This window comes from Streptomyces sp. NPDC086519, from assembly GCF_040686075.1.
GTDB classification, from domain to species: domain Bacteria; phylum Actinomycetota; class Actinomycetes; order Streptomycetales; family Streptomycetaceae; genus Streptomyces; species Streptomyces shenzhenensis.
This window is the reverse complement of record NZ_JBFBJL010000033.1, coordinates 1-13,865: the sequence shown is the minus strand read 5'-3', so window position 1 is coordinate 13,865 and position 13,865 is coordinate 1. Positions and strand designations below refer to the sequence as shown.

At 72.0% G+C, this 13,865-nt stretch carries 9 protein-coding genes and 2 pseudogenes; 4 read left to right on the top strand and 7 right to left on the bottom strand.

Features of this window, described 5'->3' with window-relative positions; genetic code table 11:
- Positions 1 to 9: 9 nt before the first annotated feature.
- From AB0P24_RS28235 to AB0P24_RS28215, 5 genes are read right to left on the bottom strand one after another with little or no spacing between them, the layout of a single operon-like run.
- Positions 10 to 696, bottom strand: coding sequence for a class I SAM-dependent methyltransferase (locus AB0P24_RS28235; RefSeq protein ID WP_365798760.1), 687 nt, complete (start codon positions 694 to 696; stop codon positions 10 to 12).
- On the bottom strand, positions 693 to 1,256 hold the full coding sequence (locus AB0P24_RS28230) for an adenylyltransferase/cytidyltransferase family protein (RefSeq protein ID WP_365798758.1): 564 nt from the start codon (positions 1,254 to 1,256) through the stop codon (positions 693 to 695). Before AB0P24_RS28230 ends, AB0P24_RS28235 begins: the two co-directional genes overlap by 4 nt.
- Positions 1,253 to 2,452, bottom strand: coding sequence for an aminotransferase class V-fold PLP-dependent enzyme (locus AB0P24_RS28225; protein ID WP_365798756.1), 1,200 nt, complete (start codon positions 2,450 to 2,452; stop codon positions 1,253 to 1,255). Before AB0P24_RS28225 ends, AB0P24_RS28230 begins: the two co-directional genes overlap by 4 nt.
- Positions 2,445 to 3,944, bottom strand: coding sequence for a nucleotidyltransferase family protein (locus AB0P24_RS28220; RefSeq protein ID WP_365798754.1), 1,500 nt, complete (start codon positions 3,942 to 3,944; stop codon positions 2,445 to 2,447). The genes AB0P24_RS28225 and AB0P24_RS28220 overlap by 8 nt, the downstream gene beginning before the upstream one ends.
- Entirely contained in the window at positions 3,941 to 4,597 is a 657-nt protein-coding gene (locus AB0P24_RS28215) for a hypothetical protein (RefSeq protein ID WP_365798752.1), read from the bottom strand. The genes AB0P24_RS28220 and AB0P24_RS28215 overlap by 4 nt, the downstream gene beginning before the upstream one ends.
- Positions 4,598 to 4,774: 177 nt before the next feature.
- Here AB0P24_RS28215 and AB0P24_RS28210 point away from each other — a divergent pair, with 177 nt between their 5' ends.
- From AB0P24_RS28210 to AB0P24_RS28195, 4 genes and pseudogenes are all read left to right on the top strand, one after another.
- Positions 4,775 to 7,117: a tetratricopeptide repeat protein gene (locus AB0P24_RS28210; protein WP_365798750.1), complete on the top strand. Its 2,343-nt coding sequence runs from the start codon at positions 4,775 to 4,777 to the stop codon at positions 7,115 to 7,117.
- A 37-nt stretch (positions 7,118 to 7,154) separates the two neighbouring features.
- Positions 7,155 to 10,139, top strand: a complete 2,985-nt coding sequence (locus AB0P24_RS28205) for a toll/interleukin-1 receptor domain-containing protein (RefSeq protein WP_365798748.1) — start codon at positions 7,155 to 7,157, stop codon at positions 10,137 to 10,139.
- 115 nt (positions 10,140 to 10,254) lie between these two features.
- Positions 10,255 to 10,533 (top strand): annotated as a pseudogene (locus AB0P24_RS28200) (transposase); the annotation flags it as partial.
- Positions 10,534 to 10,661: 128 nt separating this feature from the next.
- The gene (locus tag AB0P24_RS28195) at positions 10,662 to 12,497 is read left to right on the top strand and encodes an FAD-dependent oxidoreductase (RefSeq protein ID WP_365798746.1); all 1,836 of its coding nucleotides are present in this window, start codon (positions 10,662 to 10,664) and stop codon (positions 12,495 to 12,497) included.
- 406 nt (positions 12,498 to 12,903) lie between these two features.
- Here the strand turns inward: AB0P24_RS28195 and AB0P24_RS28190 are convergent, their stop codons facing one another.
- Together AB0P24_RS28190 and AB0P24_RS28185 are read right to left on the bottom strand one after the other, a co-directional pair.
- Positions 12,904 to 13,524: an FMN reductase gene (locus AB0P24_RS28190; RefSeq protein ID WP_365798744.1), complete on the bottom strand. Its 621-nt coding sequence runs from the start codon at positions 13,522 to 13,524 to the stop codon at positions 12,904 to 12,906.
- A pseudogene (locus AB0P24_RS28185) lies at positions 13,521 to 13,865 on the bottom strand (5,10-methylene tetrahydromethanopterin reductase); the annotation flags it as partial. The gene AB0P24_RS28190 and the pseudogene AB0P24_RS28185, both read right to left, overlap by 4 nt.

Genomic DNA, 13,865 nt, shown 5'->3' with positions numbered 1-13,865 from the left:
GGCTCCTCCTCACTCGTTCCGTTCGGCGACGAGCCGGACGAAGGACTGGTGGGGGTCCTTGTGGGTGCGGCCGTGCTGTTCCAGCAGGTAGGGCACGAACAGGTCGGAGGTGAGGTCGTAGAGCGTGCGGCGGCTGAAGTACCGCTTGGTGTCCCCCGGTTCCAGCTCGTAGTAGTCAGGGCCGAGTTGTCTGCCCTCGCCGCACTCGGGGTCGTCGACGGAGTTGACCATGACGCACAGCAGGCCGCCGGGGCGCAGGACCCGCTGGAACTCGGTCATGATCTCCCGGGTCGTCGGCAGGTCGAAGTAGTGGACGCTGAGGTGCGCGTAGACGACGTCGAAGGACCGGTCGTCGAAGGGGTGAGGGAAGTCCGCCAGGGAGGCGGTGACGCGTCGGACCGACGCGGACAGGGCCTCCTCGGGGAACTGGGCGAGGGCGAAGTCCGAGTGGTCCATCGCCGTCACCCGGTGTCCGGCCGCGGCGAAGTAGGCGCTGTCCTGCCCCTGCCCGCAGCCGGCGTCCAGTACCGCCGAGCCGGGCGGGAAGCGGCCGACGACCTCCTGTGCGAAGTAGGTGGGGGTACGGATCCAGTCGGTGCCCCGATACGAGCGGTGCTTGGTGTTCCAGAAGGTGGCAGTCATCGGTTCGGTGATCTCCAGGGGGAGCGTGTGTGCGGGCTTGCTGGTACTGCTCACGGCGACTGCGGCGGTGCGGCTCCCTCGGGCGGCACGGCGGCGGTCAGGCCGTCGATGACGCGGGCGGTGCCACGGGGCACCAGCGCGCGCCAGTCCTCCCCGGCGGCCATGCGCCGACGCACCTCGGTCGCGGTCACCCGGCGCGGATTTCCGGCTACCGCGGAGACGGCGTACCCGGCGGCCTCGAAGCGCCGGTACTTCTCCTCGTCCCAGGGCTCGTTGAGGGTGACCAGGTGGAGGCAGCCGCGGGGCAGGTAGTCGTCCCACGTGCCGGGGTCCGAGACGTCGAACGGCACGACACGCACGGTGCACGCGTCGGACGGCACCGCCTCCGGCAGGGAGGCGGTGACCATCTCCGCCCGTTCGAAGTAGGTGTAGGGGTTCGCGTCCTTGGTGTGCCGGTGGGCCGAGGTCCGTTCCTCGGCGAGCCGGCCCAGGGCGGGGTTGGTGATGCCCACGACGACGTTCCGGCTCCGGCGGGCGGCGATGCCGAGGTATTCGAGGTGTCCGAGGTGGAAGGGCTGGAAGCGCCCGTGGATCACGGTCCATCGCGGGTTCACGGCACACTCCGTGCGGTCGGTCCGGGGGCGCCGAACGGCGCCAGGTTGTCGAACAGCGCGGCGACGTCGCCCGGTGCGGTGCAGGCGTGCACGCTGACGCGCAGCCATTCCTTGGTCGCAGCGACCGACCAGCCCCGGGCGCGCAGGCGGGACTTCACGGCACGGTGGTCCGCGACGCGGGGCGAGCAGACCCGGACGATGCCGTACCCTCCCGGGGCCGATGCCGGGCCGAACATGCGGAAACCCGCGTGCACGGCGGCGACCGGCACGTCGGCGGCCGTCGTCCGGCACACCGAGGCCAGGTGCCGCGGGCCCGCCCGCTGGTAGGCGGACAGGGAAGCCAGCAGGCCGTCGAGCGCGGAGAGGTCCGGCAGGTTTCCCTCCAGGGCGGCCGCTCCTCCGCGCTCGCGGGGCCCCGGCTGCCACGCGCCGTCCGCCGCGGTACGTGCCTCGCAGTTGCGCGGGGACAGCAGCAGCGGGGAGAGCCCGTCCAGAACCCCGGGCGCGGCGATGACGAATCCGGCGCCCATCGGGCCGAGCAGCGCTTTGCGGCCCGAGGCGAGGAGGACGTCCACCCCGAGGGCGTCGAAGTCCACCGGGACGCGGCCCACCGACTGCGCCGCGTCCACGACCACCACGGCGGGTGACAACCTCTTTGCCAGGGCGGCGAGTTCGGCCACCGGTTGCAGTACCCCGTCGAGATGTGTCAGGTGGGTGCAGGCCACCACAGCCGTGCGCTCCGACAGCAGGAGGGCGGCGCGCTCCAGGTCGACCAGTCCGCTGGGCAGGCACGGCAGGGTGCGCAGCCGAACGTCGGCGCGCCGTCCCGCCAGCCGGCACCACGGCGCGGCGTGCGCGGGATGGTCCGCCGCGGTGACGAGCACCTCGCCGCCCGGCGGCACGGTGAGCCCGCCGGCCAGGGCAGAGGAAGCCTCGGAAACACTGCGGACGAGCGCCACCTCAGCGTCCGGTCGGGCGCCGAATACCGTCCTGATGCGCGCCCGCAGCGCGTCCAGGCCGGCCGTCCGTTCGCTCTGGAAGTCCGGCGGCGAACGGTGGGCGGCCGCCGCCGCGGAGAACTCCGCCACCGCCCGGACGCAGGCGCGGGAGAGCGGGGCGGTCGAGGCCCAGTCGAAGAACCGGCCGGTGTCGGACGCCGGTCGGAAATCGTCGTCGTGCACGGCGTGCTCAGTCATCTGCCGGCTTCCCCTTCCGCCGGGCGGTGGCGCCCTGCAACGACGCGAGGTGCTTCGCCAGTGCGGCGTCCCGGCGGCTGACCACCTGGTCCCATGAGCAGAGGAAGACGTCATCACCGATGGCCACCAGCTGCCGGTCGGGGAACGTGCCGCCCACCCGCACCCCCGTGGCGGGCGTCGGCCTGAGTTGCGGAAGCCCCCTGGCAGAGCCGTCCGGCGCGGCTGAGTCCGGTGCGACTCCGGTGAGGGCCGGGTGACCTGTGTGGATCATGGTCGGGCAGGCGTCCGACCGCAGCCGCCATCGGGTCAGGTCGGTCCGGGCCATCAGCCGCACCAGCAGCCGCTGCGGCAGGGTGCGGTCGCTGAGCGTGACGGACAGCCGCCGGTTGTAGAACACGGCGCACTGGCCGGCTCGTCGGGCGGCGACGAGCGACCCCCGGCGCCGGCGCAGCGCCGACCGGTACGCGTGGACCGCGTTGACGGCGGCACGCCGGTGCCAGTTGCGGTCGTGCATGCGCCAGAGCGGCGAGGTGCGCCCGCCGCCCGCCGCGCGGCGCAGGGCCCGCGCGAAGCCGCCGATGCGCGGGTCGCGGTAGAGCCTGGTCAGGTGGTCGGCGAGCAGCAGCGCCTGAGGCTCCAGCGAGTGCCGCCGGATCTCCCGTGCGAGGCGGTGGAAGTCCACGTCGTCCCGCGTCAGGGCCAGTGACACGGTGTCGTTGGCGTCCTTGACCGACACGTACCCGTCGGACAGGGCGTGGGCGAACATCACCAGCAGGGTCCCGGTGGGATTGACGCCCTGGTATCCGAGGTCCGGTGCGACGGGTTCGTAGAAGTCGGTCAGCGGGAAGTCGAGGTAGTCCCCGGCCCCCACCGAGTAGGTGCCGAAGTGGATGTCCACCCGGGAGAACCGGGCGCCGTCCACGCGGACCAGGAAGAGCTGGCCGTACTCGGCCCGTCCGTGCTCGAACTCCGCCTTGAACCAGGGGCATTCCTCCTCGTCGAAGACGTAGCCCCGTTCGCGCAGCAGCCGGACCACGGCGAGGCAGGCCGCCCAGTCGGGGACGTACACGTCGATGTCGCGGCTCCAGCGGGGCGACGGATCCCGGTAGAAACGGGCGTTGTTGAAGCCCTTGATGACCGCCAGGCCGGCGCCTGCCACCTCCGGTTGTCCGGCGAGCCAGGCCAGCTCCGAGCGCAGCAGCCGCAGATGGTCATCGAGACGCGCGGCCTCGGCGGCGTACCAGGACTTGGCGGCGGCGGCCCGCGCACGGTGGGCTTGGGGCCCCGAGACCGCCAACTGGCCCAGCCCGTACTGGAACTGGGGAATGGCCTTGTGCACCCGCAGGACGTCGCCGACCGCCCTGCGCCGGCCCTCCAGCCGGTGAAGTCCCGCCGCCGCGTGCTCGGTCCGTTCCGGGTCGACGAACATCGTCGCCCAGGTGTCGAGCACCGACGACGCGAACCGGTTGCCGCCCCTCGCCCGCCCGCTCACGACAGTGCCTCCAGTTCGGGCAGGCGCGGTACAGCGCAGAGCTCCAGGGTGTCCCGCAGCGACATGAGCACCTCGTCGAAGGGCCGCTCGCCGTCGAGTCGGTACACCGCGGGATGACCCCTCAAGTCGGCCTCCCACTGGGCGAGCATGCACTCCTGGAAGCGGACGAAGCCGGCCGCCTGCCCGCCCGGATCGTCGAACCTCTCGTACGGTGCGCAGGTCCCGCCCCTGCGCGCCCAGGCCGTGCGCGGGTCCACGTCGAGCAGCACCACCGCGTCCGGCACCGGCAGCAGTTGGCGCAACTCGTCGAGCGCCGGGCTCAGGCGGCCGAGGGCACGCTCCTTCGCCAGCACCTTGTACCAGTACGAGTCCAGCAGGACGTTCCGGCCTTCGACGACTTCCGGTCGCACCAAGTACTCGTACTGGGCCACAATGTGACCCCCGATGAACATCGCGCGCGGCATGTCGGAGAGCCGGTCCTTGATGGCGCTGGGTGCGTCTGGTGCCATGACGGCGGGTAGTTCGTGGTTGCGGAGGTCGCGCCAGCCGACGGTGGCGAACGTGCCGCCGCGCAGAGCAGAGAGGAGACTGGTCTTGCCGCTTCCGTCGATCCCGAGCAGCACGATGAAGAGTCCTCTGGTGGCGCTGTCCATGTCTTCTCCTCGCCCTCACGCGCTCGATCCCGCGCACTGCCGACCGCACGGCACCCACCATGCGCCCCGCAGCGGCGCACTGCCGACGGGTTTCCTGCCACAGGAAACCCGGGGAAACACTGGCGGCCGGATCGCCGCAGCTCAGCGGCCGGAAAACCGCGAGCGGACGCAGGAGTTGTGCAACCCCCCGTCACCCGGAAGCAGGGCGCGTGGGGGACAGCGGCGGCGATCCGCCGCGAGCGGCACGCCGACAAGCCGGGCAGGAGCACGTTCGGCATGACCGGCCGGGAGTTGTATGGAAGGGAGGGGACCGGCCAAGGCGCGGGCGCGGCGGCCGGATTCGGTCCGTCACTGCGCAGGCGGCGGACCGCCGCGGGATTGTCCCTGGCCGACCTCTCCCGCCTCGTGCACTACAGCAAGGGCTACCTCAGCAAGGTCGAGAGGGGACTGGTCTTACCGAGCGCCGAGCTCGCGCGCCTGTGCGGCGACGTGCTCGGCCCCGACGATCTGTCCCCCGCCGCGCGGGCGCCCGCGGACGCGGCCCGGCAGGTTCCGGGGCAGCGTTACGCCCTCCCCGAGCCGAGCGGGCACTTCGTCGGCCGAGAGGACGAGACGAAGCTGATCGAGTCGCTCGTCCTGGATCCCGGACCCCGCCGGCGTGCCGGGACGGTGCTGTGCGCGATCACCGGGATGGCCGGCGTGGGCAAGACGGCGCTGGCGCTGCGGATCGCCCACCGAGCGGAGGCCCACTTCGCCGACGGCTGTCTCTACCTCGACCTGCACGGCTACTCGCAGGACCTGCCCGCTGTCACGGTCGCGGACGCCCTGGACCGGTTGCTGCGCATGCTGGGCATGCCCGCCGAGACCATTCCCCACCACGTGGAGGACCGGGCCGCCGTCTACCGGGGGGCCATGACCGGCCGACGGGCTCTGGTGGTCCTGGACAACGCCGTCGACTCCCACCAGATCAGGCCGCTGCTGCCCCGCGAACCGGGCTGCCCCGTCCTCGTGACCAGCCGGAGTGCCCTGCCCTCCCTGGACGAGGGCCACCACGTCCCGCTGGGTCCGCTGCCGGCACTCGACGCGGTGGCACTGTTCAGCAGCGTCTCCGGGATCGGCACGGGCGACCGGGGCACTTCCGGCGGGGGCCCGCCCCCGGCGGGGGTACGCGACGTCGTCGAACTGTGCGGCCGGCTGCCGCTCGCGCTGCGCATCGCGGCCACCCGGTGCCGGCCCGGCGGACCGCGGACGGTGGCGGACTTCGCGCTGCGGCTGGCCGATCGGCGCTGGGGACTGGCCGAACTGGACGACGGGGAGCGCAGTGTGGTTGCGCCGCTCACCGTCTCCTTCGACGCGCTCGGCCCCTCCGAACAGCACCTGTTCGCGCTGCTCGGCCTGTTGCCGGGCGACGACTGCAACGCTGTGTCGGCCGCCGTCATGGCCGGCTGGGACCTGCCCGCCGCGGAGCGGGCACTGGACCGGCTGGCCGACGCCCACCTGCTGGTGCGGACCCGTCCCGGCCGCTTCCGACTGCACGACCTGCTGAGGGTGTTCGCCCGGCAGGTCGCGGACCGCAGGTTCGCGCAGGGCACTCGGGCGGCGGTGACCGCACGGCTGGCCGGGTACTACGTCGCCGCGGCCGACGCGATGGGGCGCGTGCTGGCACCGCACCGCTACCGCATCCCGGTCACCGACGGCCTGGACGTGACCGCCGCGCTGCTGCCGCCTGTCACCGGACACGACGAGTCGCTGGCGTGGTTCGCCGCGGAGCAGGAGACCGTCGTGGCCCTGGTCCGGGAGAGCGCCCGGCTCGGCATGGACACCGAGTGCTGGCGACTGGCGTACGTCCTGCGGGACTTCTTCTTCCTCACCAAGCGATGGGACGCCTGGGTCGCCAGCCACCGTGAGGCCCTGCTCGCCGCGCACCGAGCCGCCGATCCCGCCGCCGAGGCGGTCACCGCGAACAACCTCGGCCTGGCCCTGATCGAGACCGGTGACCTCGACGGCGCCGCTGCGCACTACGAACGCGCCCACCGCATCTTCCGCGACATCGGCGACGAGCACGGTGCGGCCAACGCCGTAGGCAACCGGGCCTGGGTGCACTTCTACCGGGGCGAACACGCCGAGGCCCTGGGGGAGTTCAGCACAGCACTGGCCTATTACACGCGCAGCGGTGCCCGCCGCAATGTCGCCATCACGCTGCGCGGCATCGGCCTGACCGAGGTGGAGCTGCGCCAGTTCGACGCCGCCATCGGGCATTTGAAGACCGCGCTCGCCACCCTGGACGACCTGGGCCTGCAACTGGACACGGCCATGGCACTGAACTGCCTCGGCGAGGCCTACCTGCGCAGCGGCCGGCCGCGGGAGGGCGCCGTGCGGCTGGAGCGTGCCGTCGCCGTCAGCCGCATGTGCGGCAGCCGCCACGAGGAGACGAGGGCGCTGCACCATCTCGCCCTGGCAACGGCGGAGTTGTCCGGCGCGGTGCCGCACACCGACCGGGAGATCCGGCAGGACGGGTGAGGGGGAGGCCGTGGGTTCGGCGGGAGCGGAGGGTGCGGTGCGTTCCGGGCACAGGTACGACGTGTTCCTCAGTTACGCCTGGGAGGACATCGACCTGGCGGTGCGCCTCCAGGAACTCCTGGAGGCCCGCGGCCTGTCGGTCTTCAGGGACGTCACCGGCATGCGGGACTACGACGACATCCCGACCGTCATCCGCGCCGCCCTCGACGGCTCACGGACCCTGGTGGCCCTCTACACGCCCAGTTTCCCGGAGAGCCAGTACTGCCGCTGGGAGATGTACACGGCGCTGACCCGCTCCTACCACCTGTCCGGGCAGACCCGCCGGGTGATGGCGGTCGTGCGTGGCATGGAGTTCTCCCAGGTGCTGTCCTCCCGGCTGAAGTACCTGCGCCTGCCCGCCGTCACGGCCGCGCTGGCCGACGTGTCGGACTCCGTGCAACAGCTGGTCGACGGCATGGACCACCGAACCTTCGGCGACGCTCCCGAACCACCGGTGCCGTCCTGGTATCCGGAACCGGCCGTCGGCAGTCGGCACTTCCGCGGCCGACTACAGGAGCTGTGGCAGATCCGGGACGCCTTCGACGGCGACGACGGGGCGGGCAGCGACCTCCCGCCCGTGGTGTTCCTGGTCGGGGGCGGCGGCACCGGCAAGACGATGCTCGCGGAACAGTACGGGCGGCTGTTCGCCGAGGACCATCCGGGCGGCGTGTTCGTCCTCGGGGGGCTCGGCTCCCACCTGGACGGCTCCCGGGACCCGCTGCGGGTGGCAGCCCTGGTGGACGACCGGATCACGGCCATCGCCCGCCTTCTGGAACTCGTCGGACCCGATGCGCCGGCCGCGGCGGCCCGCGCGGCGCTGAGCACGCGTCTGAGTGGCACCGGCATGCCTTACCTGTGGATCCTCGACGACCTGCCGGCCGGGGTGGACACGGCCGTCTTCCGCACCCTGGTCGCTCCCACGGCGCTGGGTAGAACGCTCGTGACGTCCCGCGCCCCGGGACCCGGGGGTCAGGGGGCGCGCATCGACGTCGGGGAACTGGGTGAACTGGACTCCCTGGCGCTGCTGTCGAGCAGACTGTCGCCGTCCCCCGGTGCGGAGCGCCAGGCACGCCGGAGGCTGGCGCAAGCTCTGGGGCGCCATCCGCTGGCGATGGCTGTCGCGGCGGAACTCGTCGCGCTGCCGGAGACCGGCGGCTTCGCAGGTCTCCTCGCCTCCTTCGCCGAGCCCAGCCCGGACGTCCTGGAGACCGCGGAGCGGCTCGGCGTCCATCTGCCGACGGCCCACGGCGTCAGCATCTGCGCCACCCTGCTGCGCGGGATCGACCGGCTGACGCCCGACGGCCTCACCGTCATGCGGCTGGCGTCCCTGCTGGCGCCGGCGCCGTTCTCACCAGACCTGCTCACGGACATCCTCGCGGAGTCGGAGTCGGAGTCGAAGGCGGACCGGGACCGGTCGGACCGGGACCGGCCGGACCGGGAGGAGCGGGACCGGCGGGAGTTCCGGGAGTCGGTCCGCCGCGGTCTCGCCGAGGCCGAGCGGCTGGCGCTGGCCCGCCCCGAGGGCACGGGGAGCTGGAGCGTGCACGCCCTCGTCAGCCGAACCGTCCGGCTCGCCGACCACGACGACACCGCGCGCGAACGCGCTCGCCGGGCCGCCGTCCGGGTGCTCGGGGAGAGGCTGGAAGGACCCGCGGCGGGTGCCGCCGCCCGGCTCAGGACCTTCGAGGCGCTTCCGCACGTGCGGACGGTCGCCGTCGCGCTGGCGGAGCAGGACGACCAGCATCTCCTGAACGAGGCGGGCCGGGCGCGTTCCGAGAGCGGTGACTCCGCGACCGGGCTCGGACTACTGCGCGTGCTCCACGACGGGTGCGTCGCGGCTCTCGGTCCGTCCGACATCACCACCCTGCGTGTACTGGCCGGACTGGCGGTCGCCCACGGGATGTGCGGAGACCACGACACGGCGGTGCGCCTCAAGCACCAGGCGTACGAAGGGCTCGCCGCCCTCCTGGGACCGCACCACCCCGACACCCTGACGGCGCTCAACAACGTCGGAGTGACCGAGCTCGACCGCGGCGAGTACCGCACGGCATGGCGGGTGTTCGGGCAGGTGTACCGGGCGAGGTCCCGCAGGAACAGCGCGCAGCACCCGGACACCCTGCTGGCGCTGGCCAACGCCGCGGTCGCCGCCTCCCTGGAGGGCCGCCACGCGTTGGCCCTGCGGCTGCGCACCTCCTTGCTCGCCCGCACGGCCCGGGTGCTGGGCACCCGGCACCCGCAGTACGCGGACGCGCTGAACGGCATGGGCACCACCGCGTACGCGCTCGGGCACCACGCGGAGGCGGCCGACTGGTTCGACCGGGCGTACCGGCTGCGCCGGGACCTGTACGGGGAGCAGCACGGCGACACCCTCGACGCGCTGGAGAACCGCCTGATCGCCGCGTCGGCCGACCGGGACGGGACGGCGGGCCCGGACCACGAGGAGGAGGGCTTCCGCGAGGTGTACCGGTGCAGGCTCGACCTCCAGGGGCCGTCCCACCCGGCGACGGTCACGACCCTGCGCCACTGCCTCGTCGCCTGCCGCGGCGGGACAGCCGCCGACGGCCCGGCCGGCGACGAGGGTCCGCCCCTGCCGACGCCCCGGATGGAGCCTGTGCAGACGCTTCCGCACAGGGTGGCGTCCGGCGGTGTCCGCCTGGAGGCCGACGACATGGACCGCAGGATCGAGACCTTCGAACTGGCCTGCTCCGCACAGGAATTGATGGCAGACAGCGGCGAGGACGACGAGGTGCGGGCGCTGATGACGCAGCTCTGGCTGGCGCATGCCACCGCCCTGATGGACCAGATGGACGGGCAGCGCGACGTCGCCCTCGCCGTCGCGGAGGACACCGAGGCGGGTCTGGCCCGGGAGCTCGGACGTGACCATCCCCTCACCCGGACCGCGACGTCCCTGTGCCGGTGGATCGAGGAGTTGGTCGACGCGGCGGTGGAGTGGCCGGGGGAAGGACGGACCTCCGTCGACTGACGGCGTGCCGGTGACGACAGGGGGCGACCAGTGGCCGGCCGGGGACCGGTGGCTGTCCCCGACCAGGCATCGCCAGGGATGCCCGTCCGGGCGCCGAAGGGGAACGCGGCCCCACCTGGCGCACGGCCAGCAGATCATCTACGTCCCCGGCCGGACCGGGCACCCCGCGCCGAGTTCCTGCCGCGGAGACGGGAAGACGGACGCGAAGGCCGCCTTCGTCATCGCCGACCAGGCGCGCATGCGCCGTGACCTGCAGCCCCTGCAGGAGCGGGACGAGATCGCGGTCGATCTGCGGATCCTCACCGCCCGCCGCTACGACCTGTCCGCGGGCCGCACCCGCGCCATCAACCGGCTTCGCGCCCAACTGCTGGAGTACTTTCCGGCTCTTGAGCGTGCGTTCGACTGCATCAGGCTTGACGATCCACATCGGAAATCACTGTCTCCTTGTGATTGTGAGGATGCTGTAGGTGACAGGAGATAGGGCTTTCGGCTTCCAAAGACCCTCCCTAACCTCCGGTACTCATGACCACAGAACACGCGCAGCAGTCTCAGGGGCACGGTGGACACAGCCGCAGGCGCTTCCTGACGGCGACCGGCGGAGCGGTCGCCGGAGTCGTCGGCGGGGGAGCGGTCGGCGCCTCAGGGGCTGCCGGCAGGGCTGCCGCAGCTTCTTCCGGCAAACGCGTCGCCGTCCTCGGCGGCGGAGTCTCCGGCCTCAGCGCCGCTCAGGAACTCGCCGAACGGGGCTACGAGGTCACGGTCTACGAGTACTACGACGCCCTCGGTGGCAAGGCCCGCTCGATGCACGTCCCCGGGACCGGAACCGGCGGCCGCAAGCCGCTTCCCGGCGAGCACGGCTTCCGCTTCTTCCCCGGCTTCTACCGGAATCTGCCGGACACCATGCGCCGCATCCCCTTCCCCGGCAAGGCGAACGGCGTCCACGGCAATCTCCGAAGTGGCACAGAGGAGTTGTTCGCACGCGGCTCGGGCCGCCCGGACCTGCACTTCCCACTCCGCCGGGTCACCACCCCGCCCGCCCCCGGCGACCTGACCCCGACCTGGATCCGCGACCAGATCCTGTCGGTGCTGGACCTCGGCACTCACCTGCCGGCCCACGAGGCCGCCTACTTCGCCGACCGCCTCCTGGTCCACCTCACCAGTTGCGACGCCCGCCGCGAGGACGAGTGGGAGAAGGTCGCATGGTGGGACTTCATCCGGGCCGGCGAGATGAGCCGCGAATACCAGGTGCTGCTCGGCATCGGCCAGACCCGCAACCTCGTCGCCACCCGCGCCGAGATCGCCTCCACCCGCACCGTCGGCCGCGTCATCATCGAGGCCCTCATCCTGTGGGGCCTGCTCGGCCGCGGCATGGACGGCGACGCGGACGTCGACCGGGTGCTGAACGCCCCGACCAGCGAGGCGTGGATCGACCCCTGGGAGACGCATCTGCGCTCCCTGGGCGTCGAGTTCGTGCTCGGCACCGAGGTCCGGGAGGTGGTCTATGGCGGCGGCCGGGTGACCGGCGTACGGGTGGCGGCGCGCGACGGCAGCCGGCAGCGCACCATCACCGCCGACCACTACGTCTCCGCCCTCCCGGTCGAGCACGCGCGTGTGACCTGGGGCCCGGCCCTGCGTGCCGCCGACCCGCAACTCGGGCGGTGCGACGCGCTGAAGACGGACTGGATGACCGGCGTGATGTTCTACCTGCGCACGCCCACCCCCGTGGTGCACGGCCACATCAACTGCCTCGACTCACCGTGGGCGGTCACCGGAATCGGCCAGACGCAGTTCTGGGACGGGCGGGACTTTTCACGCGACTACGGAGACGGGCAGGCACACGAGTGCCTGTCCACGATCATCTCCGAGTGGGACAAGCCCGGCATCCTGTACGGCAAGACGGCCCGCGAGTGCACCAAGGACGAGATCGTCGCCGAACTGTGGGCCCAGCTGAAGGACGGGCTGAACGACTCCGGCAAGACGACACTCAGGGACGGGGACCGGCTCGGCTGGTTCATGGACCCGGCGGTGACGGGCCTCGGCGGCCCCGATCCGCAGAACCGTGAACAGCTCCTCATCCACCCCACCGGCACCCTCTATCATCGCCCGTCGGCGAGGACGGCGGTGCCGAACTTCTTCCTCGCGGGCGACTACGTCCGCACGGATGTGGACCTGGCGACCATGGAAGGCGCCAACGAGTCCGCGCGACGCGCCGTCAACGCACTCCTGGACGCGGACAGTTCGGGCGCCGAGCGGTGTCACGTCTGGGAGTTGTTCCGGCCGCCGGAGATGGAGCCCCTGAAGCGGGTCGACGAGGTGCGCTATCGGCTGGGGCTGCCCAACACCTTCGACCTGGGGTAGCACCCGGTACCGAGGGGTGTCGGATCGGAAAGGCCGCTGTCCCGAGCACCTGGCCGCCGTCGCCGACCAGCTCAACCGCCGTTCGCGCAAAACGCCCGGATCATCGTGGCACCCACCCGGGTCGGGACGCTCGGCCACGCCGCCGTCACGCTCGACCCCGTCGACGCACCACTGTCACTCTGGCAGCCCGGTACCCATGACGGCATGCAGCTGAACCACGAACCGGGTACCTTCGCCGGCATCAGCCTTCTCACCGACCACTGCGCGCATGCCGCCGCCTTCTACCGACCAGCACTGCACTGGAACTCCAACCCCCAGCACACCGAGTTCCGGTTGCCGGACGACTCCATCGCCGCCACCGGCCCGCCGCCGGCGAAACCAACGGCGCAGCGGTCACTCTGGCCGGTCAGTTTCGCCGGCAACAGACCCCAGAGAGTCTCTTCTCGGACAGGGTGACGTCGTCTTCGAGCCGGGGATCGGCTGCTCTGGCGGCCAGGACTGAGGCCATCTCCCGACTTGCCCGCCGTATGCGTGCGGGCAGGCCTTCCGTGTGCGCGTCGCTGCCGGATCCCCAGTCCTCCGACGCCGCGTACACGCCGGTCGGGACGACCACGGCCCGCAGGTAGGTGAAGAGCGGGCGCACCGCGTGTTCCAGGACCAGCGAGTGGCGGGGTGTACCACCCGTAGCCGCGATCAGGACCGGTTTGCCCGTGAGGGCGTCCGGATCGATCAGATCGAAGAAGGACTTGAACAGCCCGCTGTACGAGGCGGCGAACACGGGTGTCACGGCGACCAGGCCGTCGGCCCCCGTCACCGCTTCGATCGCATCGGCCAGCTGCGGTGGGGGGAAGCCGGTCACGAGGTTGTTGGCGATGGCGACAGCCAGGGCGCGCATCTCGACGACATCGACTTCCGCCTTGTGGCCTTGATCGGCGAGTTCCTCGCCGACCGTGTCGGTGAGACGGTCCGCCAGCAGACGTGTGGACGAGGGGGTACTCAGACCTGCGGATACAGCGATGAGTCTCATACGGCGGTCGCCCCTTCCCCGGAGGCTTCCGAAGCGGCGGCGAGCAGGGACTGGTGGGTCGGTGCCTCCGGCACGTCCGCCGGACGGCCCTTCGCGAACTCCTTGCGCAGGACCGGGACGACCTCCTCGCCGAGCATGTCGAGCTGCTCCAGCACGGTCTTCAGCGGCAGCCCCGCGTGGTCCATCAGGAACAGCTGACGCTGGTAGTCGCCCGCGTACTCGCGGAAGGCCAGCGTCTTCTCGATGACCTGCTGCGGCGAGCCCACCGTCAGCGGGGTCTGCTCGGTGAAGTCCTCCAGGGAGGGCCCGTGGCCGTAGACCGGCGCGTTGTCGAAGTACGG

What these genes read in the sequence shown, in the direction of transcription:
- AB0P24_RS28225 (WP_365798756.1), bottom strand. Translation starts at nt 2,452, where the DNA reads ATGACTGAGCACGCCGTGCACGACGACGATTTCCGACCGGCGTCCGAC.
- AB0P24_RS28215 (WP_365798752.1), bottom strand. Translation starts at nt 4,597, where the DNA reads ATGGACAGCGCCACCAGAGGACTCTTCATCGTGCTGCTCGGGATCGAC.
- AB0P24_RS28195 (WP_365798746.1), top strand. Translation starts at nt 10,662, where the DNA reads ATGACCACAGAACACGCGCAGCAGTCTCAGGGGCACGGTGGACACAGC.
- AB0P24_RS28190 (WP_365798744.1), bottom strand. Translation starts at nt 13,524, where the DNA reads ATGAGACTCATCGCTGTATCCGCAGGTCTGAGTACCCCCTCGTCCACA.